The 21,130-nt window shown below is 63.2% G+C and carries 16 protein-coding genes and 1 riboswitch; of the genes, 6 read left to right on the top strand and 10 right to left on the bottom strand.

Features of this window, described 5'->3' with window-relative positions; translation table 11 throughout:
• Positions 1-53: 53 nt before the first annotated feature.
• Together ABE456_RS07985 and ABE456_RS07980 are read right to left on the bottom strand one after the other, a co-directional pair.
• A complete protein-coding gene (locus tag ABE456_RS07985; protein WP_346643436.1) occupies positions 54-1,151 on the bottom strand; it encodes an alkene reductase in 1,098 nt (365 codons plus the stop codon).
• Positions 1,152-1,383: 232 nt separating this feature from the next.
• Complete coding sequence (locus ABE456_RS07980) at positions 1,384-2,394, bottom strand: aldo/keto reductase (RefSeq protein ID WP_346643435.1); 1,011 nt, start codon at positions 2,392-2,394, stop codon at positions 1,384-1,386.
• Between the two features lie 169 nt (positions 2,395-2,563).
• On the opposite strand from ABE456_RS07980, the gene ABE456_RS07975 reads away from it, so the two are divergent.
• A complete protein-coding gene (locus tag ABE456_RS07975) occupies positions 2,564-3,370 on the top strand; it encodes an RHS repeat-associated core domain-containing protein (RefSeq protein ID WP_346643434.1) in 807 nt (268 codons plus the stop codon).
• Between the two features lie 79 nt (positions 3,371-3,449).
• On the opposite strand, the gene ABE456_RS07970 is transcribed toward ABE456_RS07975, so the two are convergent.
• Together ABE456_RS07970 and ABE456_RS07965 are read right to left on the bottom strand one after the other, a co-directional pair.
• A complete protein-coding gene (locus ABE456_RS07970; protein ID WP_346643433.1) occupies positions 3,450-4,970 on the bottom strand; it encodes an FAD-dependent oxidoreductase in 1,521 nt (506 codons plus the stop codon).
• Between the two features lie 199 nt (positions 4,971-5,169).
• Positions 5,170-6,498, bottom strand: coding sequence for an MFS transporter (locus ABE456_RS07965; RefSeq protein ID WP_346643432.1), 1,329 nt, complete (start codon positions 6,496-6,498; stop codon positions 5,170-5,172).
• A gap of 165 nt (positions 6,499-6,663) precedes the next feature.
• Here ABE456_RS07965 and ABE456_RS07960 point away from each other — a divergent pair, with 165 nt between their 5' ends.
• Together ABE456_RS07960 and ABE456_RS07955 are read left to right on the top strand one after the other, a co-directional pair.
• Positions 6,664-7,761 carry a sugar diacid recognition domain-containing protein gene (locus ABE456_RS07960; RefSeq protein WP_346643431.1) on the top strand — a complete coding sequence of 366 codons (1,098 nt, stop codon included), beginning with the start codon at positions 6,664-6,666 and terminating at the stop codon, positions 7,759-7,761.
• 143 nt (positions 7,762-7,904) lie between these two features.
• Positions 7,905-9,044, top strand: coding sequence for a glycerate kinase (locus ABE456_RS07955; protein WP_346643430.1), 1,140 nt, complete (start codon positions 7,905-7,907; stop codon positions 9,042-9,044).
• A gap of 43 nt (positions 9,045-9,087) precedes the next feature.
• On the opposite strand, the gene ABE456_RS07950 is transcribed toward ABE456_RS07955, so the two are convergent.
• A complete protein-coding gene (locus ABE456_RS07950) occupies positions 9,088-9,999 on the bottom strand; it encodes a LysR family transcriptional regulator (protein WP_346643429.1) in 912 nt (303 codons plus the stop codon).
• A 153-nt stretch (positions 10,000-10,152) separates the two neighbouring features.
• On the opposite strand from ABE456_RS07950, the gene ABE456_RS07945 reads away from it, so the two are divergent.
• Positions 10,153-11,016, top strand: a complete 864-nt coding sequence (locus tag ABE456_RS07945) for an SMP-30/gluconolactonase/LRE family protein (RefSeq protein WP_346643428.1) — start codon at positions 10,153-10,155, stop codon at positions 11,014-11,016.
• Here ABE456_RS07945 and ABE456_RS07940 read toward each other — a convergent pair.
• The 5 genes from ABE456_RS07940 to ABE456_RS07920 all read right to left on the bottom strand — a co-directional run bounded on the left by ABE456_RS07940 (position 11,006) and on the right by ABE456_RS07920 (position 19,294).
• Positions 11,006-11,986 carry a site-specific integrase gene (locus tag ABE456_RS07940; protein ID WP_346643427.1) on the bottom strand — a complete coding sequence of 327 codons (981 nt, stop codon included), beginning with the start codon at positions 11,984-11,986 and terminating at the stop codon, positions 11,006-11,008. The two genes, ABE456_RS07945 and ABE456_RS07940, sit on opposite strands and share 11 nt — an antisense overlap.
• Positions 11,987-12,193: 207 nt before the next feature.
• Positions 12,194-12,355: a hypothetical protein gene (locus ABE456_RS07935; protein ID WP_346643426.1), complete on the bottom strand. Its 162-nt coding sequence runs from the start codon at positions 12,353-12,355 to the stop codon at positions 12,194-12,196.
• Positions 12,343-14,670, bottom strand: coding sequence for an EAL domain-containing protein (locus ABE456_RS07930; protein ID WP_346643425.1), 2,328 nt, complete (start codon positions 14,668-14,670; stop codon positions 12,343-12,345). Before ABE456_RS07930 ends, ABE456_RS07935 begins: the two co-directional genes overlap by 13 nt.
• Before the next feature lie 81 nt (positions 14,671-14,751).
• Positions 14,752-15,735: an SCO family protein gene (locus tag ABE456_RS07925; RefSeq protein WP_346643424.1), complete on the bottom strand. Its 984-nt coding sequence runs from the start codon at positions 15,733-15,735 to the stop codon at positions 14,752-14,754.
• A 163-nt stretch (positions 15,736-15,898) separates the two neighbouring features.
• Positions 15,899-19,294, bottom strand: coding sequence for an Ig-like domain-containing protein (locus tag ABE456_RS07920; protein ID WP_346643423.1), 3,396 nt, complete (start codon positions 19,292-19,294; stop codon positions 15,899-15,901).
• Between the two features lie 251 nt (positions 19,295-19,545).
• Positions 19,546-19,660: riboswitch (TPP riboswitch) on the top strand.
• Between the two features lie 79 nt (positions 19,661-19,739).
• Between ABE456_RS07920 and ABE456_RS07915 the strand changes: the two genes are divergently transcribed.
• Both ABE456_RS07915 and tenA read left to right on the top strand, forming a co-directional pair.
• Positions 19,740-20,387, top strand: a complete 648-nt coding sequence (locus ABE456_RS07915; protein ID WP_346643422.1) for a TenA family protein — start codon at positions 19,740-19,742, stop codon at positions 20,385-20,387.
• The gene (gene tenA, locus ABE456_RS07910; protein WP_346643421.1) at positions 20,384-21,046 is read left to right on the top strand and encodes a thiaminase II; all 663 of its coding nucleotides are present in this window, start codon (positions 20,384-20,386) and stop codon (positions 21,044-21,046) included. The genes ABE456_RS07915 and tenA overlap by 4 nt, the downstream gene beginning before the upstream one ends.
• Positions 21,047-21,130 lie beyond the last annotated feature (84 nt).

Here is a 21,130-nt window from a genome sequence, read left to right as displayed (position 1 = left end):
AAGGGGCCGGAACAGGCAATAGAAAAGGGAGCCCAATAAGCTCCCTTTCTGCATCAGGCCCGCTTGAGGAACGGATAATCCGTATACCCCTCAGGCCCATTGGCATAATCGAACTGCGCGCGGTGCTCATTCAACGGCGCCTGCAGCCGTAGCCGCTCTACCAGGTCCGGGTTGGCGATGTAGCTGCGCCCGAACGCCACGGCATCAATCAAACCTCGCCCGATCAGGTCTTCGCCTTTCTCGGCGGTGTAGGCACCGGCTGCAATGATCACCCCTGGATAAGCAGCGCGGATGGCCTGACGGAATTCATCACGCAGCGGCTTGCCGCCGGCCCAGTCCGGCTCGGACAGGTGCAGGTAGGCGAGGTTGCGCTTGGCCAGTTCGCGGATCAGGTACAGGCCTGCGGCTTCCTGGTCTTCTCCATTGTCCACGCCATTGAAACCACCCAGCGGGAACACGCGGATGCCCACGCGGTCGGCGCTCCAGCTGGCAATTGCTGCGTCCACCGCTTCAAGCACGATGCGTGCACGGTTCTCGACGCTGCCACCGTAGCGGTCTTCGCGCTGGTTGGCACTTGGGGTAAGGAACTGGTGCAACAAGTAACCGTGGGCGGCGTGCAGTTCGATGAAATCGAACCCGGCTTCACGGGCATTTACCGCAGCCTGGCCGAAGTCGCCAACGATGTCGGCGATTTCCGCCTCGCTGAGCGCGCGCGGTGCCGAGGTTTCGACACGCATCAGGTTGCCCTGCTCGTCACGCAAAGTGGTGCGTGCACCGGCCGGCAGTGCCGACGGTGCCACCGGGGCTTCGCCGCCAGGTTGCAGGGAGGTGTGCGACACCCGCCCGGTGTGCCACACCTGCACGGCGCTGTGGCCGCCGTCGGCGTGGATGCCCTCGTTGATGTGCTTCCAGGCAGCGATCTGCTCGGCGCTGTGGATACCTGGCGAGCCGGAATAGCCCTTGGCCTGGAAGGAGATCTGCGTGGCTTCGGTGATGATCAGCCCGGCGCTGGCACGTTGGCGGTAGTACTCGGCCATCAGTGGGGTGGGCACGTCACCCGGCTCCAGGCTGCGCAGGCGGGTGAGGGGGGCCATGAACACACGGTTGGGCAAGGTAAGCGGGCCGATTTGCAGCGGTTGCAAGAGTTTCATTGCAGCTCCAGAGGTGGAAAACCAATGGGGCGCACGATACAGAGGTGATTGGGGAAAGGGGGGACCGGGAGCCCGGCGCGGGGCTCCCCAATGGCTGTTGCTGATGCTCTGCGCCGCCTGTTCCGGCCTCTTCGCGGGCGCGCCCGCTCCCACAGGGATCCCACAATATTGCAGGCTGTGGTGATCCTGTGGGAGCGGGTTTACCCGCGAAGAGGCCGGAACAGGTTGGTGATCAGCTGCGGGCCACCCGCCCAGTCACATAATGCGCCACATCATTGAACCCCGGCGTCGACGCATGCCCTGGCGTCACTAGCGAATCGATGAACGCTTCATCCTCTACCGTGATCTTCACCGCCAGCGCACCGCCATAGGTGTCCCACTGCTCTTCGGTCCGCGGCCCGACAATCGCCGAGCTGACCAGCTGGTTGTTCAGCACCCAGGCGATCGCAAACTCGACGATGCCCACACCCTTGGCCTCCACATACGCCTGGATCTGCCTGGCAATGGCCAGCGATTCCTGGCGCCACTCCACCTCCATGATGCGTTTGTCCTGGCGGCCGGCACGGCTGCCGGCATCTGGCACCGCACCTGGTGCATACTTGCCACTGAGCACACCCCGCGCCAACGGGCTGAACGGCACCACGCCCAGGCCATGGGCGGCTGCGGCGGTGAGTTGCTCCGGCTCGGCCTGGCGGTTGACGATGTTGTACAGCGGCTGGCTTACCACCGGCTTGGGCACACCGAGGCGCTCGGCAATATGGCAGACCTCGGCAATGCGCCAGCCACGGAAGTTGGACACGCCCCAGTAGCGGATCTTGCCCTGGCGCAGCAGGTCGCCGATGGCTTGCACGGTTTCTTCCAGTGGTACCTTGTGGTCTTCGCGGTGCAGGTAGTAGATGTCCAGATAGTCCATGCCCATGCGCGTAAGCGTGGCCTCAAGGGCATTGAAAATGTGCTTGCGCGACAGCCCGCTACGGTTAGGCAAACCATCGGCCGGGCCGAAGCCAACCTTGCTGGCGACGATCCAGTCCTGGCGATGGCGCGCCACCGCTTCACCGACGATTTCTTCCGAGCGCCCAGCGTTGTACACATCGGCAGTGTCGATGAAGTTGATGCCTTGGTCCCAGGCCTTGTCGATGATGCGCAGGGCGTCCTCGGTGCTGGTCTGCTCGCCGAACATCATGCTGCCCAGGGTAAGGGCGGAAACCTGCAGGCCGCTGTGGCCGAGGGGGCGGTAGATCATGCGCGTGGGTCCTTTTCGATCGGCTGATTCAGCTGTTTTACACGCAACGAGAAGGCATTGAAAGGCTGGGTGCGACCTGCTGCCTTCCTGATAATTCTGCCAGTAGGCCAATAGCCGACATCCCTATATTGTTTGCCATGACGCTGCTTTTTTTTAAGGGAGGGCACCCATGACGAACAAGCGCAATTTTTATCTAGACGACAATCTGGCGGTGCAAGCTGGTGCCAACAAACGTCGCACTTACACCGTTTACGGGTATGGCCCAGACATGACCAGGGAGACCTTGTCAGGGTTTAACGGGCAGCTACTCGATCTGGTAACTCGAGGCTATCATCTAGGACAGGGCAGGCGATTCTACAGCCCTGCGCTGGGGAGATTTTGCAGTCCAGACCCGCTGAGCCCTTCAGGACGTGGCGGGATAAATGGTTACGCATACTGCGGCGGTGATCCTGTCAACTTCATTGACCTTTCTGGATTAAACCGACGTTGGTACAAACCTTCTCCTCCGGCCTATAGTCCACGGCGCCTTTCTGAGCAATCCAAGAGGGAGTTTGGCAGGAAAGCACTCACCCGCAGCAATAGCCTGCCAAATTCGTGGAATGACCCGGAAACACTACCTACATTCCGTGAGGCTAGCGAGGCCGCGCGTTATCTTGATAAAAGTCAGCTTGATGTTGTGCGATATGCCCAGGAAACACAACGGAACAAGGTACTACCTACTTATGCCCAAGCTACAAATCCCAAGGGGCTGGCTAAGTACCGGTTTAATGACGATTTTTCGGAGACGCGGCATTTGCAGAGCGCGCAAATTATTGATTCCGACGCTGGACAGAGTCGTCTGGACAACATGCTCAGATTAGTTACATCAGTTAAAAAAAGTACCTTGGTAAGTTTCTTGGTAGCCACAGGAAGTGTAGCAATTATTATTGTCGGGACGTATTTTGCTTCAGAGGCCATTAGAAAATGGAGCGAATGATGATGCCACGTAGCTAGCCGTCGCATACCTGATGCTGGTGCTAAATTTGCCTCGCACTGTCTGTAGCGGGGAGAAGGTTTCATCCAATCAGCTCGAGTGCTTCCCGGATGCTCATAGGGCGTTTCATGCGCTGCGACAACTCTGCCATGGCATCGGAATAACCCTTGGCGATAACGGCCTCGACCTGTTCATCCACGCATTGCAGGGCGATAAAGTCGCCTTTTTCCGGTTCACCGACGAATTCGATGCGGTTCCAGTCCCGAGCATGGCCCAGCACCTCGTAGGTGCGCCCATGCTGGAAGGTCCAGAAAAACGGCACATCGGCATAACGGCGCTGTTCGCCGAGCATGTTGGCGGCGGCGATCACCCCGTGTTGCTGGGCCAGGCGCCAGTGCTCGATGCGCACCGGGCGCCCCGAGAGTGGGAATGTGGCGATATCCCCTGCGGCCCACAGGCCGTCGGCAGCGCGCATTTCGGCATCGACACGCACCGACTTGTCGTCGGCCAGCGGCACGCACTGGATGAAAGCGGTGGCCGGCTTTACCCCGGTGCCCAGCAACACCAGCGGCGTCTGCAGCCGCTCACCGTTGGCCAACAGCACCGCTTCGACCTTGCCCTGGCCCTCGATGCGTTCGACTTCGGTGGGGCCGTGGAAGGTGACCCCTTTGCGTTCATGCAACTCGCGGATGCTGCGCCCGATACGCTCGCCCAGCTGCCTGGCCAGAGGCACTTGGTGGCGGCTGACCAGGTGCACGTGCACGCCGTACTTGCGCAACGCCGAGGCGGCCTCCAGGCCAATGAAGCTGTCGCCGACGATCACCACTGGCTGGCCGGGTTCGGCAGCGTCGAGCAATTGCGCGGCATCGTCCCGTGAGCGCAGGGTAAACACCCCAGGCAGATCGACGCCGGGGATGTCGGGGCGCAGTGCTTTACCGCCGGTGGCCAGCAGGCAGGCGTCGTAGTCGATTTGCTGGCCGTCAGCGAGGATTAGCTGGCGCTTCTGGCTGTTGAGCGTACGCACCTTGCCGTGTTTGCGCTCCAGTTGGCCCTTGCGCAGGGCGTCGGCCTTGAGCAATGCGGGAACTTCATCGGGCGGCATCTGCCCGGCGATCACGAATTTGCTCAGGGCAGTGCGGTCGTAGGCTGGCTGGCGTTCCTGATCAACCCAGACCAGCCGGCCGGCGAAGCCATGGGCCAGCAGGGTGGCGACTGCGGCACTGCCGGCGGCCCCGGCGCCGACTACCACGAAACAGCGGGCATCGCTGTGCCTTGGCGGCTCGATTGCCGGCAGAGGCTGGTCGTCGACCCACACTTCATCACCCTTAACCCAGGCCTTGTAGCGTCGCAGGTCGGCCAGGGCCGGTGGTTCACATACCGCCCCCTCGTCCACGGCGAAGGCGGCCTTGTGCCACGGGCAAACCAGCAGGCCGCCGCAGATTACGCCTTCATTGAGCGGGGCGCCTTCGTGGGGGCAGTTGCCCTGGTAGGCGTGTACCTGGTCGCCCTGGCGGATGAGGATGAGTTCTTCGCTGCCGGCCTGGACGCGCAAGGGGCGGCTTTCATCCAGTTGGGCCAGGCGGGCCACGGCGTGCTGGGTCATGAGGCTTCTCCAAAGGGGGCCTTTGGAACCATTTGACGCCTGGGCTGGGGAGGGGGGGCGTTGAGCTGACGATCGGCGGGGGCGGGAAGTTTTGTGTGGCCTGGGCGGGCCTCTTCGCGGGTAAACCCGCTCCTACAGGGGTGCCACAATGTTCAAGCTTGTTGTTGTCCTGTGGGAGCGGGTTCACCCGCGAATGGGTTCAACTGGCCCTTACAGAACTCAGCGTACCAGCCCGGGTCACGCGCAAGGCCACCAGGCTACCGACCACAATCAGCGCCGCCAGCGAGTACAGCGCGGCATCGGTAGACCCAGTCTGGTCCTTGATGAACCCGACCAGGTATGGGCTGAGGAAACCGGCCATCTGGCCCACCGAGTTGATGATCGCCAAACCGGCCACAGCGGCACCAGCACTGAGCAACGCGGTGGGCATCGGCCAGAACATCGGCAAACCGGTAAGGGCGCCCATGGTAGCGATCGACAGGCCAAGGATGGCAATAGTCGGATTGCCGGAGAAGTTCACCGCGATCAGCAGGCCAATGGCGCCCATCAGCATCGGCACTACAAGGTGCCAGCGGCGCTCGTTACGCAGGTCAGCCGAGCGGCCACAGAGGATCATGAACACACCGGCCAGCAGGTACGGAATGGCGCTGAGCCAGCCGATCAGCAGCGGGTTGTCGAAGCCCATGCCTTTGATGATCGATGGCAGCCAGAAGTTGATCGCGTACACGCCGCTCTGGATGCAGAAGTAGACAAAGCCGAAGGTCCAGATCAGCGGGTTGGTCAATACCGCGAGCACGCTGTCACCGGTGGTGTTCGGCTTGCTGGCGGCGTCGGCTTGCAGGTCGGCAGCGATCAGTTGGCGTTCGGCCGGGCTCAGCCAGGCGGCTTTCTGGTAGCCGTCACTGAGCAGGAACACCGCCAGGATACCCAGGGCAACGGTCGGCAGGCCCTGGATCAGGAACATCCACTGCCAGCCGGCCAGGCCGTGCTGGCCAGCGGCAAAGTGCTGCAGGATCCAGCCGGAGAACGGCCCACCGAGCAGGCCCGATACCGGGATGGCGGACATGAACAGGGCCATGATGCGGCCACGGCGGGCCGCCGGGAACCAGCGCGAAAGGTACAGTACCACGCCCGGGAAGAAGCCGGCTTCGGCGGCGCCAGTTAGCAGGCGCAAGGTGTAGAACTCGGTAGGGGTGGTGACGAACAGCAGGCAGGTAGAAAGGCTGCCCCAGGCGATCATCATCAGCGCAATCCAGCGTCGCGGGCCGAAGCGGTTGAGCGCCAGGTTACTTGGTAGGCCGCAGAGTACATAGCCGATGAAGAAGATGCCGGCACCAAGGCCGTACACCGTTTCGCTGAACTTCAGGGCGTCGAGCATTTGCAGCTTGGCAAAGCCGACGTTGACGCGGTCCAGGTAGTTGAACAGGTAGCAGATGAAAATGAACGGTATCAGCCGCAGGGTGATGCGCCGGTACAGCGCGTTGCGGGTGGTGTCCGTGCCTTGGTCAGGGGCGGGGCTGTGTGCCATGATCGGGTTCTCTGTTGTTATGGTTGTCGCCGCGTCGCCTGTTCCGGCGCTCGCCCTGACGAGTCTCGGGGACTGCGGCGTGCCTGTCTTTGTGCTTTTGCACAGCACTTGGCCCGGGCTGCTGTGCCCGGGCCCAAAAAGCCTGACACCTATTGGGATTACGCAATGTTCGAACTCGACCATGACCTGGCACAGGATATCGTTGACCGGGCAATGGCCATTTTGCCGTGCAACGTCAATGTCATGGACAGCCAGGGCTTGATCCTGGGCAGTGGCGAGCCGGAGCGCATCAACACCCGTCACGAAGGTGCGCAGCTGGTATTGGCCAACGGCCGCATCGTCGAGCTGGACGTGGAAGCGGCCAAATGCCTGAAGGGCGTGCAGCCTGGGGTGAACCTGCCACTGATGCTCGATGGCCGGCTGATGGGCGTGCTTGGCCTGACTGGCGACCCCCAGCAGGTGCGCACCTATGGCGAGCTGGTACGCATGACCGCCGAAATGTTGTTGGCCCAGCGCCATTTGCAGGCCGACCAGCAATGGCGACGGCAGCGCTGTGACGACCTGCTGGCCCTGCTGCTGGGCGGCAGCGGTGACTCCCCCCGGTTGCTCGACGAAGCCCGGCAACTGGGCCTGAAGCCTCAGCTACCGCGTGTGCCGTGCCTGTTTGAGCTGGCTTCCGGGCCACCCGCCGAGGCGCTTGCAGCTTGGTTGATGAGCCGTTACCCAGACAGCTGGTGCGTCAGCCCGGCCCGCCAGTCGTTGTTGTGGTGCCGCCCGGCGGGCGTTGCCCTGGACGAACCACGCCTGCTGGAACGCCTGCAACGCCATGGCTGGGAAGTGGAGCGGCTGGCCCTGGGCAGCCCCGCGCAAAGCCTGGAGCAATTGCGCCGGGGTTATCGCCGGGTGCGTGACTTGCTGGCCTACGGGCGTGAGGTGCTGCCCGCCGAGCGCTTGCTCAGCCTGCAGCGTTACCGGCTGCCGGCGCTGTTGTGGCGGCATCGCAACGATGATGCGCTGGATGAGCTGCTGGGGCCGTTGCAGCGCATTCGTGCCAAGGACAGCAGCGGCCAGTTGCTCGCCACCCTGCGTGCGTGGTGCGCCCATGACGGCCAGAGCCAGGCCTGTGCCGACGCCTTGGGCATCCACCGCAACAGCCTGCGCTACCGCCTGGAGCGGATTGCCGAGTTGGGCGAAGTCGACCCGCAGCGCATGGAAGGCATGCTTAGCTTGTACCTGGGGTTGCAGCTGTTGCCCGCTGGTTGAACGGTTCACCTGCACCGGCCCTATCGCCGACAACAGGTGAAAGGCATCTGCCCAAACAACCCGGCCAGCGATTTGTGCATTTGACCGAGGCCACCTTGGCGAACAACTGTCAGCATGCCGCTCATCAGGACAGGAGAATCCCCATGAAGATCGTCATTGCCCCCGACTCGTTCAAGGACAGCCTCGACGCTGCCGGTGTCGCCCGCGCTATCGCTGCAGGCCTGGGCGATGCGTGGCCAGACGCCGAGCTGGTCGAGTGCCCGATGGCCGATGGTGGCGAAGGCACCATGGAGGCGATCCTGGCCGCCAGCCACGGCGAACTGCGCCGCCAGGCCGTGCGCGGGCCGCTGGGGCAAAGCGTCGAGGCTGGCTGGGGCTGGTTGCCAAAAAGCCGCACGGCAATCATCGAAATGGCCCAGGCCAGCGGCCTGCAGCTGGTGCCGACCGGCCAGCGCGATGCCTGCCGCAGCAGCACCTGGGGCACCGGCGAGCTGATTGCCGCTGCCCTGGCCGCTGGCGCACAACGGGTAGTGCTGGCCATCGGTGGCAGCGCTACCAACGACGCCGGCAGCGGCATGTTGCGCGCACTGGGCCTGCGCCTGCTGGATGCATCCGGGCAAGCGCTGGAAGAGGGCGGCCTGGCCCTGGCCAAGCTGGCCCGTATCGACGCCAGCGACCTTGACCCACGCCTGGCCGAGGTGCAATTCGAAGTCGCCGCAGACGTCGACAACCCGCTGTGCGGGGCCAACGGTGCGTCGGCGATCTTCGGCCCGCAGAAGGGTGCCAACCCGCAGCAGGTGCAGGCGCTGGACCAGGCGCTGGGGCATTTTGCCGACCACTGTGCACAGCTGCTGGGTGAGGATGTACGCGACTACCCGGGCTGTGGCGCAGCGGGTGGCATGGGCTTCGCAGCCCGGGCGTTCATGGGCGCACAGTTCCGCCCGGGGGTAGAGGTAGTGGCCGAACTTGCCGGCCTTGATGCCCTGGTGCAGGGCGCAGACCTGGTGGTAACCGGCGAGGGGCGTTTCGATGCCCAGACCTTGCGCGGCAAGACGCCGATGGGCGTGGCCCGGGTTGCCAAGCGCCATGGGGTGCCGGTGGTGGTACTGGCCGGGACCTTGGGTGAGGGTTACCAGCAGTTGTATGCCCATGGGGTCGATGCCGCTTTCGCGCTGGCGAGCGGGCCGATGAGCCTGGAGCAGGCGTGTGCTAATGCCGCTGAACTGCTGCAGGCGCGGGCTTGTGATATCGGGCGCCTGTGGCGCTGCGCAAAGCGAACTTGATCAGGCTCCAAAAGCCTGTGCTGAACCCGCTCCTACAGTGTTTCTAGTGGCCTGTGATGTCTTGGTTATCGAACATGGCAATGAAGTTGGCCAGCGCTGGCGATGCATTCTGGGCGCTCCATTTCATGTACAGGCCCAGGCCAGGTGAGGGTTGCTCGCCTATCGGCCGGATCGAACAGAAGTGCACCCGTTCGCGCGGGGTGGACTCGGCGAACGATGCCGGCACCAGGGCCACGCCAAAACCACAGGCCACCAGGCCAAGCAAGGTATGGATCTGCGCAGCCTCTTGCACCACCTTGGGGTAGAAACCCGCCGCTTCGCACAGTGCCACCAACTGCGCATGGTAGCCGCCGCCCAAAGCTTGCGGGGTGAACACAAAATCTTCGTTGGCAAACTCGCGCAGGTCTACCTCGCCTGGCTGTGCCTTCGGGTGGCTGGCGGGCAGGGCCATGACGATCTGCTCGTCTAGCAGCAGCCGTGACGCCAGGGTGCCTGCCGGCAGCGGCAACCTGCGCATGAAGCCGATATCTGCTTCACCGGCCAACAGCGCCTTGGCCTGCGAGGCCGACGGCATCTCGCGGATGGTCAACTGCACGTCCGGGTAGTTTTCGCGAAAGCGCCGCAAGCTGTTCAGCAGTGAGTCGTAGTAGGCAATGGAAATGGCGGTGATGGTCAGCTTGCCGCTGATACCGACAGACACGTTGCGGGCATACTCGATGCCCTGTTCCAACTCGGCCAGCGTGCGGTGAGCAGTGTCGAGGAAGGCCGCGCCAGCTGCCGTCAAACGGACCCCGCGCTTGTTGCGCAGCAGCAGGCTGAAGCCGAGTTTGTCTTCGAGGCGGCTGATGGCCTGGCTCAGTGGCGGTTGCGCCATGTGCAGGCGCTCGGCAGCCTTGTGGAAGTGCAGTTCTTCGGCAACGGCAATGAACTGCCTGAGCAGGCGTGTCTCGATCATCCAGCATTCCTTCTGCGCGCTGACACGGCAGTGATATCCATGAGATATCAAAGTTGCATGCTTTTAATATTAAGTCATTGATTTTTTAACTGTTATCGTAAAAAAGGAAAAGCGAAGGCAGCCAGAAATGCCCGTAACAAGGAATGCAACAACGTGCCAGTCAAAGTCGCCAACACACGCGCCGACCTGGGCGAAAGCCTGGTCTGGGATGAGCGCACCGGCGCGCTGTACTTCGTCGATATTTCTGGCGGGCGCATCAACTGCTTGACGCCTGAGGGCGAAGTGGAAAGCCTGTACGAGTCCGCCGCGCGCATCGGCGCCCTGGCGTTGACTGACCAGGGCAACCTGATTTTTACCGAGGATGCCAGTGTGGCCATCTTCGACATGCTGCCGCGCAGGGTGCGCCAGCATTCGGCGTCGGTTCATTACCGGCCCACCTACCGCTTCAACGACGGTGCCTGCGACCCGCAGGGGCGTTTCGTCACTGGGCTGATGGATGAGGAAGCCAGTGGCAACACCGGGGCGCTGTTCCGCTTTGACGGGCAATTGAGCGACCAGGTCATCCATGACGACATGGCCCTGCCCACTGGCCTGGCCTGGTCGCAAGACGGCCACACGGTGTACTTCGTCGACTCGGCCGCGCGCGCCATCTACCGCGCCGAATACCTGACCGAAGGCCGGCTGGGCGCGGTCTCGCTGTTTGCCGAAACACCCGCCGAGCTGGGCCGGCCAGACGGCATTGCCCTGGACCGCGAGGGTGGGCTGTGGGTGTGCCAGTTCAATGGTAGCTGCCTGTTGCGCTATGACCGCAACGGCCACCTGACCGACCAGGTGCTGATGCCGGTACCACGCCCCACCAGTTGCTGCTTTGGCGGGGCCGGGATGAATACCTTGTACATCAGCACCGCGCGGTTCGGCATGAGTGCCTCAGACCTGCACCATTACCCGGATGCCGGTGACCTGTATGCCATCCGCCCGGAAGTTGGCGGCATCGCCCGGCACTGCTTCAAGGAATGAGGTGATGGACCTGGCTGGCCGGTAACACGGCCAGCTCGCCAAAGCGTTGCGCCGAGTCGATGTAGCGCAATGCCGACTTGGCGTCTTTCCAGCCCACGTAGCTCATCAACGACTTCAATTCCCAACCGTTGGCCGTGGCCCAGGTGGCGAAGCCGCGCCGCAGTGAGTGGCCGGTATACAGCGCCGCTGGTACCCCGGCACGTTCCAGCATGCGCCGCAACAGGCCGATCAGGCTGTTGCTGTTGAGTGGTGTATCGCTGAGGTTGCCCCAACGGTCTAGCTTGCGGAATACCGGGCCGTGGGCAATGCCGGCGACTTCCAGCCATTGCAGGTAAGCCGTGACCGGGCACAGCGCCTTGAGGGCAGGGGTGCGGTGCTGCACGCCGAGGGCTTCGCGGTCGCCCTTGCTGCGCGGCAGGAACAGGGTTATGCCGACACCGGCCTCGGCCTGGATGTGCTCGATGCGCAGGCGGGCCAGTTCATCACCGCGAAAACCACGCCAGAAGCCCAACAGCAGCAATGCCGCGTCGCGGCGTGCCCGGCGCAGGGCAGCCAGGTCATGCTGTTCACGCGCCTGGCGGGCCTCTTCTTCGAAGCATTCCACGGCGGTTTGCAAGTGCTGCAGCAACAGTGGGGCTGCCTGTTTGGGCGGTGTCGGGTGCAGGGTGCGGATACCGCGTAGTACCTGGCGCACCAGCGGCGCCTTGGTCGGGTCGGGGAAGCCTTGGGCGATGTGCCATTGGCTGAGCGCGGCCAGGCGTTGGCGCAGGGTACTGACCGCATGCTGGTCGGCGTGGTCGGCCAGGTAACGGGCGATACTCTCGGCCGTGGCCGGGAGAAAGCCGCCCCAGTGGGTTTCGAAATGCTCGATGGCGGCCTGGTAGCTGCGCCGGGTGTTGTCACGGGTGGCGGCGCGGAGATAGCGCTCGATGTCGGTCATGGTGCGGGTGTCGGCGGGTGATGGGTACACGATAAACGGAAATGGTTTGTCTGTCCCGGTTGTGATGCTTTCGTGATAGTTGGGGGCGCTTTGCGCCCCTTTCGCGACGCAAGGCCGCTCCCACAGGATTGCGCTGCCTGTGGACCCAGTGAAACCTGTGGGAGCGGCCTTGCGTCGCGAAAGGGCTGCAAAGCAGCCCCAGAATTTGAATTGCTCAGCGCGGTACCGCCGCATCCATCATTTGCTGCAGCGGCGCATATTCGGCCTGGCTGACTGGCGCCAACCCACTGTTATCGGGATTACCGCCAGGCGCAGGCTACGTGGCGTGCAGTCAGCCAGCGCGGTATTGATCAACAGGTTGGCAAGCACCAGCCCGGCCAGGGCCTTCAGTACACGCATGCCTTGTCCTCGATGCCGTTGAAGGGCGGGTATTCGCGTAACTGCGCTGGCGACAGCGGGCGGCTGAAGTGGTAGCCCTGGGCGATATCGCAGCCCGCGAGCTTCAGGCATACCACCTGTTCGCGGGTTTCCACGCCTTCGGCCACCACCTCCAGGCCCAGGCGTTTGGCGAGGATGATGGTGGAGGACACGATCGGGCTGTCGTCGTGGCTGTTGGACAGCGGCGCAATCAGCGAGCGGTCGATCTTCAGTTTGCTCAGCGGCAGCGAGTGCAAGTGGGCGAAGCCAGCGTAACCACGGCCGAAGTCGTCCAGGCTGATGCCCAGGCCGGCGCCGCGCAGGGTGTGCAGGTGCGCCACTGCCGTGCCTTCCGGGTCGAGGATGGTGGTTTCGGTGATTTCCAGCTCCAACCGCTGCGGGGCGATCCCATGTTGCTGCAATTTGCCCAGCAGCCTTGCAGCGAAGTCGGCCTGGCGTAGTTGCAAGGCGGATACATTGACTGCCAGCCGCACCTCCAGGCCTTGGGCATGCCAAGCCCTCAAGGCTTCACAGGCCAGGCGCAGTACCTCCCAGCCCAGCTCGACAATGAAACCACTGCGCTCGGCCAGGTCAATGAAGCGGTCTGGGTAAAGCAGGCCGAATTCGGGGTGGTCCCAACGCACCAACGCTTCGTAGCCCAGCACCTGCTGGGTGTCGAGCCGTATCTGCGGCTGGTAGTGCAGCACAAACTGGCGTTCGGCAAGGGCACTGCCAAAGGCCTGTTCAAGGGTGAAGGCCTGGATGTCGGCCAGGTTCAGCGACGGGTCGAAGAAACGGTACTGTGCCCGCCCGGCTTGCTTGGCCGAATACATCGCGGCATCGGCACGGCGGATCAGGCTGTCGATATCCTGGCCATCACGCGGGCAGATGCTCACGCCTACGCTGGGGCTGGTGTTGACCTCCTGGCCATCCAGGGCGTAAGTGGCCGAGAGCTTCTGCACCAGTTCACGAACCCAGGTATTGATCTGTTCTTCGCTGCGCTCGCCAGCCAACAGCACCACGAACTCGTCGCCGCCAAAGCGCGAAGCTTCGTCGCCGGGCTCCAGCAGGCGCTGGATGCGGCCGGCCACGGCCTGCAGCAGCAGGTCGCCGATCTTGTGCCCGAGCGAATCGTTGATCGACTTGAAACGGTCCATGTCGATGAACAGGATCGCCATCAGCCGGCGCTTGCCACGTTGCCGGGTCAGTGCCAGGCCAGCCACCTCGACGAACTGGCGGCGGTTGTGCAGCCCACTGAGGTGGTCGGTGGCGGCGGCATGGCTGCTGCGCCGGTGTTCATCCTCGAGGCGGCCGATAAGCTGCTGGTTGACCTGCTGGGCATGTTCCAGTGCGGCGAAGGCCTCCTGGCGCTTGCGCAACAGGCGCAAGGTCCACAGCAGGCTGGCGAGAATCATCAGGGTCATGCTCAGGTTCAGCCAGAACTGCCGGGAATAGGCCAACGCCGAGGGTGCGAGGATTTCATCCTGGCGCTGGCTGACCACCACGCTGAAGCCCCGCTCAGGCACGCGCCGGTACAAGCTCTGGTACGCATCACCGGCCGCATACTGGGTCAGCATGCCCGCTTCAATGCCGGCATCTGGCAGCTCGGGTTGCAGCGCGTCACCGGCCACCACCACGCCGCTGGTGTCGATACGCAGCCGCTCCAGGCCGTCATCCTGCAGCAGGCGCACCAGCCCACTGCTGCCCAGGTCGATATGCTGGAACAGCACCGCCAGGTAACCGATGTCCAGCTGCACCACCAGGATGTTGTCGATTTCACGGCCGGGCAGGTCGGTCAGCGGCAGCAGGAAAGGCAGGCGCCAGTTGGGCAGGGTGGCCGGCTGGCCGGGCGGTTGCACGCTGGGCAAAAAGGGTTTGAAACCATAGCGGGCAACATGCCGCTGCAACTGGCGCAACCAGTCTTCGGGCAGTGCGGCGGCCTCATCGGCATGGCTGGCCGACAATAGCCTGCCTTGCCGGTCGTACAGGCTCATGCGTTTGAACACCGGGTCTTCGGCAAGGATACGCGCCAGGCTGAAGTGGCCCTGGCGCAGTACCTTCATGTCGTCCTGGGTGACCCGGCCCACAGCCTGGGCGCGGTCGACCAGCTGGCGCAGGCTTTCGCCGACGATACTGGCCAGGTTCAGGTGCTCGGCAGCCTTGGCCGACAGCGCGTTCTGGCGGGCGGCGGCTTTCTGCGAAACGTGCAGCCCCCAGAGAAAGGCCAGGGTGGCTGCACACAGCATCAGTATCAGCAGCCGCAGAAGGCTGGCGGATGAAAGCGAACGGCGAATCACTGCTGATAGTTCCCGACCCTGGGTGATGGTCGAAAAATACGACAGTAAGATGACAGCCTAATGACTGATGGCCATGTGCCTTTAAGGTTTCCCCCTATCTGCCACGGGTGATTGCAGGCGTGCGGTCTCCTCCTCGATGTAGCTCATCAACGCGCTGACCTCGGCGTCGCCCAGGCGCATGTTGGGCATGGCCAGCCGGTTGTACTGTTCATACAGCAGCATGGCCAAGGGGTCTTTCTGGGCCAGCATCGCGTCGGGTTCCTTCAGCCAGCGGGCCAGCCAGTTGGCGTCACGCTGACGGGTCACGCCCAGCAAGTCCGGGCCGATACCGGGTTGCCCTGGCTCGGCATTGCCCAGGGTGTGGCAGGACGAGCAGCGGGTGCGGAAGATCTGTTCGCCACTGCTGGGCGGACGCACCTCGGGGGCCTTGGCATAGTCGTTGGCCATGGCGCTGGCTTGCTTCCAGTTGTGCAGGCTGTTGCCCAGGCGGTCGGCGAGGATATAGGGGCTTTCGAAGGGCGAGGCCTTCATCCAGCGGCCGGTGGCCTGGTTGCCGATGATCAGGCTCAGGTTGTGGTCCTTGGAGCGGCCGTTTTCCAGGCCGTCGATCCACAGCCCCAGGCTACGGCGCAATTGCTCGATGTCGGCAGGTTCGCCGGTGAGCAGTGTCCAGCCTGGGCCGATGCCGAACTTTTCGGCGTAGCGCTTGAGGGTGGTAGGGGTGTCGTTGTAGGGGTCGATGCTGATTGAGTAGAGGAAGATGTCCTTGCCGACCCTGTCGCCGAGTATTTTCTGTACCTGGCGCAGGCGGGCGGTTTCCACCGGGCAGGAGTCGGTACAGCCGGTGAAGATGAAGTTGATGGCGACCACCTTGTCCTTGATCAGGTCGTCGAAGAAATGCACTGTTTCGCCGTCCTGGGTGAGCAGGGGGATGTTGGGGAAGTAGTTGGAACCCCAGGGGGTTGCCGCTTCTTCGGCCACCGGTTGTTTTGGCTGCAGCGGCCAGAACGGGACGCTGGCGGCGAACAGCGCGAGTACCAGCAGGAAACGCCATGAGCCGGGCATGATGTGGTCCTCGTCAATTATTGCGACGCGGTGTATGGCACCGGCTTTGCCGGTGTTCGCGGGTGAACCCGCTCCTACAGGGATTGCGCAGTGGCTGCTACTGTGAAAACCCTGTGGGAGCTGGCTTGCCGGCGATGGGCCGCAGAGCGGCCCCCGCTTTTGGTTACTTGATGCTGATTGGCACTGTCACGCTCTGCCCCAGTGTCGACTTCACGGTCACCGTTGCCGGTGTGGCCGGGCCGTTGCCGGTGGTGGTGGTCGACAACCGCCAGCGGGCGCCGCTGGTGGCGGCGGTCAGCGTGGCATTGCCCAGGTTCAGCGGGCCACTGGTGGTTGCGGCCGTCACACTGATGCTGTTGCCGGTGGCCACCGAGGTGGTACCGGACAGGTCCCAGGTGTAGCGGTTGCCACTGCGTACCTGCACCACGGCACTGGTGACCTGGATCTGGTCGACCGCTGCCGCCGGGCTCACTGCAATGCTGACCGTGGCCGGGGTAACCGATTCGGCACCTTTGGCATCACGCGCCGTGTAGCTGAAGCTGGCGGTGTACGCTGTGTCGACCGTGGCCGGTGGGGTGAAGGTCACCGTGGTGCCGTCGGTGCTGACAGTACCCTTGCCAGAGTCCGGCTGGTTGAGGCCAGTGACGGTCAGCGGTACGTTGCCATCCGGGTCGGTGTCGTTGGCCAGCACGTTCAGGGTGATCGGCTTGCCAGCGGTGGTTGCCGCACTGTCGTTTGCCGCGACCGGTGGCTTGTTGGCTGGGTCCTCATTGCCACCCTGGCCTTTGGTGCGGAAGGTCGGCAGGCCTACCGATGCCATGTATTCCACGCCATCCCAACCCGGCAGCGGGGTCGGCATCACCTGGAACTGCCCAGGGTGTTCAATGTCCCAGCGCAGCAGCATCGACGAGTCCTCATGCTGGGTGTTGTGGCAGTGCTCCATGTAAGTACCGGCAAACTCGCGGAAGCGGATGGCCATTTCCACTTCTTCCGACGAATCAGCGTCTGGCCCGATGCGGTATACGTCCTTGCGTGCCCATTTTTCCCACTCTGGCGGTGCCTTGCCATCGCGGCTGAGGATCACGCCTTCTTCGAAGTGCACGTGTACCGGGTGGCTCCAGCCGTTACCGCCGTTGACGATTTTCCACACTTCCATCGTACCGTCGCCACTGAAGCCACCGTCGGTGGACTGGTTGGCCAGTTGCGGTGCTGCGCTGATGCGCCGTGGGTCCATGCTGTAGCCAAAGCCGCCGTCGGTCTTGATGGTCCATGGGGTGGTGTCGGTACCATCGGAGCGACCAAAGATGAACTCGCGGTGGCGGGCATCCTTGATCTTGGCCTGGTCAGCCGCCGAGTTGCGGTCAATCGGCAGCGGGATCATCTTCAGGCCTTCAGCCTTGCCCGGCTTGGCCGGCTCGTAGGCGACCGGGTCCATGCTCAGGTCCTGGCCGCTGTAAGGCTGTACTACCAACTGCAGGAACTTGCCGATTGCCGGGTCGCCTTTGTCCCACTGCGGGCCCTTGCTGGTTTGCTTGATCACTGCCTTGTATTTTTCCGACAGCACATCGGCCAGCGAGATGGCACCTTCCGGGCCCTTGCCGGTCTGGTGCTCCATCAGGTTGACGAAGTACAGCTTGTCGCCGACCTTGATGCCGTTCTTGGCGAAGTTGATGATGATGTCGTAGCGCTCGGCGATGCCTTGCAGCGGCAGGATACCGTTGTTGTCCTGCAGGTTGCCGTCGCCGTTGAGGTCCATGGTGCCGTCGAACGGCACGGCGTGTTCCATGATGTTCCCGTCGTTGGCGATCATGTGGAACGGCACCCGCGCATACGACACGTTGGAGCCGGACGGCCCTTTGAACTCACCACTGGTACCGGCAATTTCACGCACTACGGCAAACTTGAAGTAGCGCGACACCGAGCCATTGAGGATACGGAAGCGGTAGGCGCGTGCGCGCACTTTGAGCTTGGGCTGGTACTGCCAGTTGACCAGGATCTGGTCACCGAGGAAGCCGTCGGTGTTGAAAGGGTTGAACCACAGCTGGCCGTTGGCATCCCAGGCCTTGTCGGCGATCACCAGGTTGACGTCGTAGTCACGGTTCCCCCACGGCATGGCCGAGCCACTGGGGAAGCGCAGGTTGACGTTATCCTGCAAGGCTTCGTTGCCCCGGTCGATGGCACTGTAGTAGTTCATCATCACGGCGTTGCCTTTGTAGACGTTCTGCGCCGTGAAATCCATCATATGGTCGTGGAACCAGTGGGTACTCATGGTTTCACGCCAGTCACCGCGAATCTTGATGCTGCCGTTCTGGCAGGTTTTCAGGCCGGGGGTGGCGTCGTTGACGAACAAGGTTTCCCCTGGCGAGCAGGGGAAGGCCGCACGCGGGTCCTGGGCACGGGTGTTGATGGTGTCGTAGCCGGCCAACTGCACCGGCCAGCGATAGTCATAGTACTGGCCGGGGAAGAAGTAGGCGTTGGCAAAGCCGTCGCTCTCGGCCGGGGAGTGGCCGTTGTGCTCGTGGGTGGAAATGGTGTGCAGGCCAAAGCCGCCGTTGGCCGAAGGGTCGATTGGCAGCGCGTTGTAATGGCGCATCAAAATGGGTTGGCCATAACGCACCATCAGCAGCTTGGGCGGGAAGGTTCCGTCAAAAGTCCACAGCGACTTATGGTTTTGCAGCGGGAAGTTCGGGTGGAAGCGGGTATCGATGCCCTTGGTGGTGCCCAACGTGGTCGGGATGTCGGACGTCTGGTAGTACAGCCCGCCCGGTGCGAACTCACCGACCGCATAGTTATGCATCTGTTTGCGGTCACGCAGCCCCTGGTTGATGCGCGCACCGGCCTGTGCGGTCTTGAACCCGGCTTGGGGATAAAACTCGTTCCAGCGCTGGTGCGACCAGCCTTTTCCTGGTGGCCGGCCTTCAGCTGGCGAACCGACCGGGTGGCGGTTGAGGAACATCTCGATCTGCGCCTTCCATGGGTTGCGATCCAGCACGTTGGCGTACTGGGTCGGGAACGGGTACAGGCCCGGTTGCTTGAGGAAGGCTTCCAGCGCGGTGCCGCTTGGGCCGCTGCGGGCCACCACGTTGGGGTCTTGTGCGGGGGCTGCGCCCAGCGTGGGCACCGGGAAGGTCAGGTCTGGCGGCGGCAATGTAGGGTCAAGTTTTTCTGGCCCGAATTCTTCGAACAGCAGCAGTTGTTGAGTGAAGGGTTGTGCGCCGAACAACGGGCTGGGCTTGCCATTGGTGGGGTATTTGTCGGAGGTCTGCAGCGCCGGCGGCAATACGTTGTCGGTGCGTACCGTGTTGCGGTCGCCATATACACCGTCAGTCAGCTCCAGCGCGCCTTCGTTGGCCTCTGGCAGGGTAGAGAGGTTGAGCAGCGCCTGGGTCGGGTCGGCCGGCTGGTCGGTATAGGCCGATGGGTCGGTTGGCGGTGGCATGCTGTTGTCGTCGAGGGGGGCGGCCATGGCAGTGATCAGCCCAAGGCTGAGCATCAGCGCAGTGACGGAAGACAGCTGGAAAGCATGCCTTGCTGGGTGGATCACGGCAGGTGTTTTCATTGACTGATGCCTCGCTTGCGGCTGTATGGCTTTCGGCCATCAATGGCGTTTTGCCCGGTAAATGGCCCGGAGCAACCGCTGTGCCAACAGATATTTCTGTAATGCTTTGTTAAACAAATCCTTGCAGCGCTTGGGGTGCGCTAAATAACGGGGCGTCAAAAATGGGTATAAGTCCCCACTAGCGGGTCACCCAATACCCAGGGTTTGGGTGGTTTGGGTAGTGACAGCACTGGCGCGCTGGGGTATACCTGAGCGCCACCAAGGGGAGCCCGGCAACGGGCTGAGAAACCGCTGGATGCAGCAGCGCGGTGACCCTTCGAACCTGATCCGGATCATGCCGGCGAAGGGATGGGGACTTGAAACCTGCCTTTTTGCCGGCCTCACTGCGAGGCCAGTCCATGCCACCTTCCACGGTCTCGCTGTCACCCCCATCAAGGACAGCAACATGACCGAACGTTTCAGCCAGTCCCTGCGCCGCATCAGCGAGCCGACCTGGTCGGCGGCCGTTGGCCACCGCTTCGTGACCCAACTGTGTGACGGCAGCCTGCCGGACCCGATCATGGTCAATTACCTGGTACAGGATCACCGCTTCCTCGACAGCTTCCTGACCCTGCTGGGCGCGGCCATCGCTACCGCCGACACCTTTGAGGCGCGCCTGCGCTTCGGCCGCTTTGCCGGGATGATCTCCAGCGACGAGAACACTTACTTCCTGCGCGCCTTCGAAGCCCTGGGCGTAAGCCCGGCACAACGCAGCGAACCGGCCGACACCGCGCCAACCGCAGGTTTCAAGGCCATCATGCGCGAAGCGGCGGCGACCCGTTCCTACGCGGCGGCACTTGCGGTGCTCAACGTTGCCGAAGGCCTGTACCTGGACTGGGCGCTGAAGGCGCCAAAACCGATGCCTGACAACTTCGTCCATGCCGAGTGGATCACCCTGCACGACAACCCGGCGTTCCAGGACTTTGTCGCCTTCCTGCAGGCCGAGCTGGACCGCGTCGGCCCGCAGCAAGCTGCGCTGGCGGGCGACTTCTACCAGCGCACCGTGGCGCTGGAGTTGGCCTTCTTCGACGCTGTGTACCCGGAGGAAAAATGAGCATGGATATCTTCGACCGCCTCAAGGCGGCAGCCGCACCGCAGTGGAACAGCTATGTGGACCACGACTTCGTGCGTCAGATGGGCGAAGGCACGCTGAGCGAAGAAGCATTTCGGACTTACCTGGTGCAGGATTACCTGTTCCTGATCCAGTTCGCCCGCGCCTGGGCGCTGGCTGCCTACAAGAGCCGTCGTCCGGCCGATATCCGTGCCGCGCAGGCCGGCTTGGCGGCGATTCTGGATGAAACCGAGCTGCACCTGCGCCTGTGCGCGCGCTGGGGGCTGACCCAGGCCGATATCGAGGCAGCGCCAGAGCACCAGGCCACGGTGGCCTATACCCGCTACGTGCTGGACTGCGGCGCCGCCGGCGACCTGCTAGAGCTGCACGTGGCACTGGCGCCCTGCGTGATCGGCTATGCCGAAATCGGCCAGACCTTGGCTGAGCGCATTGGCGATTTGAGCAACCACCCGTACCGCGAGTGGATTGGCGAGTATGCCGGGGAAGGCTACCAAGGGGTGGCAGCGGCAGCGCGCAAGCACCTGGATGAGCTGGCGGCGCGGAGCATGACCGAGCAGCGCTTCGCTGAATTGGTGGGGATTTTCGGCCAGGCGTCCAGCCTGGAGGCTGATTTCTGGCAGATGGGCCTGGCTTCGAGTTGACGCTGTACCTGTGGGCGCGGGCTTGCCCGCGAAGCAGGCGACGCGGAATATGGGGTCGCTCCTACAATTGCGTATGAGCGAAGT

This window comes from Pseudomonas sp. TWI929, assembly GCF_039673335.1.
Classification (GTDB): Bacteria; Pseudomonadota; Gammaproteobacteria; order Pseudomonadales; family Pseudomonadaceae; genus Aquipseudomonas.
The sequence above is the reverse complement of the archived record's forward strand: the minus strand, read 5'-3'. Positions and strand labels throughout refer to the sequence as shown.

Coding starts and splice junctions, on each gene's coding strand:
- ABE456_RS07915 (WP_346643422.1), top strand. CDS start 19,740: ATGACCGAACGTTTCAGCCAGTCCCTGCGCCGCATCAGCGAGCCGACC.
- ABE456_RS07955 (WP_346643430.1), top strand. CDS start 7,905: ATGAAGATCGTCATTGCCCCCGACTCGTTCAAGGACAGCCTCGACGCT.
- ABE456_RS07985 (WP_346643436.1), bottom strand. CDS start 1,151: ATGAAACTCTTGCAACCGCTGCAAATCGGCCCGCTTACCTTGCCCAAC.
- ABE456_RS07975 (WP_346643434.1), top strand. CDS start 2,564: ATGACGAACAAGCGCAATTTTTATCTAGACGACAATCTGGCGGTGCAA.
- ABE456_RS07965 (WP_346643432.1), bottom strand. CDS start 6,498: ATGGCACACAGCCCCGCCCCTGACCAAGGCACGGACACCACCCGCAAC.
- ABE456_RS07925 (WP_346643424.1), bottom strand. CDS start 15,735: ATGCCCGGCTCATGGCGTTTCCTGCTGGTACTCGCGCTGTTCGCCGCC.
- ABE456_RS07950 (WP_346643429.1), bottom strand. CDS start 9,999: ATGATCGAGACACGCCTGCTCAGGCAGTTCATTGCCGTTGCCGAAGAA.
- ABE456_RS07935 (WP_346643426.1), bottom strand. CDS start 12,355: ATGCGTGTACTGAAGGCCCTGGCCGGGCTGGTGCTTGCCAACCTGTTG.
- ABE456_RS07920 (WP_346643423.1), bottom strand. CDS start 19,294: ATGAAAACACCTGCCGTGATCCACCCAGCAAGGCATGCTTTCCAGCTG.
- ABE456_RS07980 (WP_346643435.1), bottom strand. CDS start 2,394: ATGATCTACCGCCCCCTCGGCCACAGCGGCCTGCAGGTTTCCGCCCTT.
- ABE456_RS07970 (WP_346643433.1), bottom strand. CDS start 4,970: ATGACCCAGCACGCCGTGGCCCGCCTGGCCCAACTGGATGAAAGCCGC.
- ABE456_RS07960 (WP_346643431.1), top strand. CDS start 6,664: ATGTTCGAACTCGACCATGACCTGGCACAGGATATCGTTGACCGGGCA.
- tenA (WP_346643421.1), top strand. CDS start 20,384: ATGAGCATGGATATCTTCGACCGCCTCAAGGCGGCAGCCGCACCGCAG.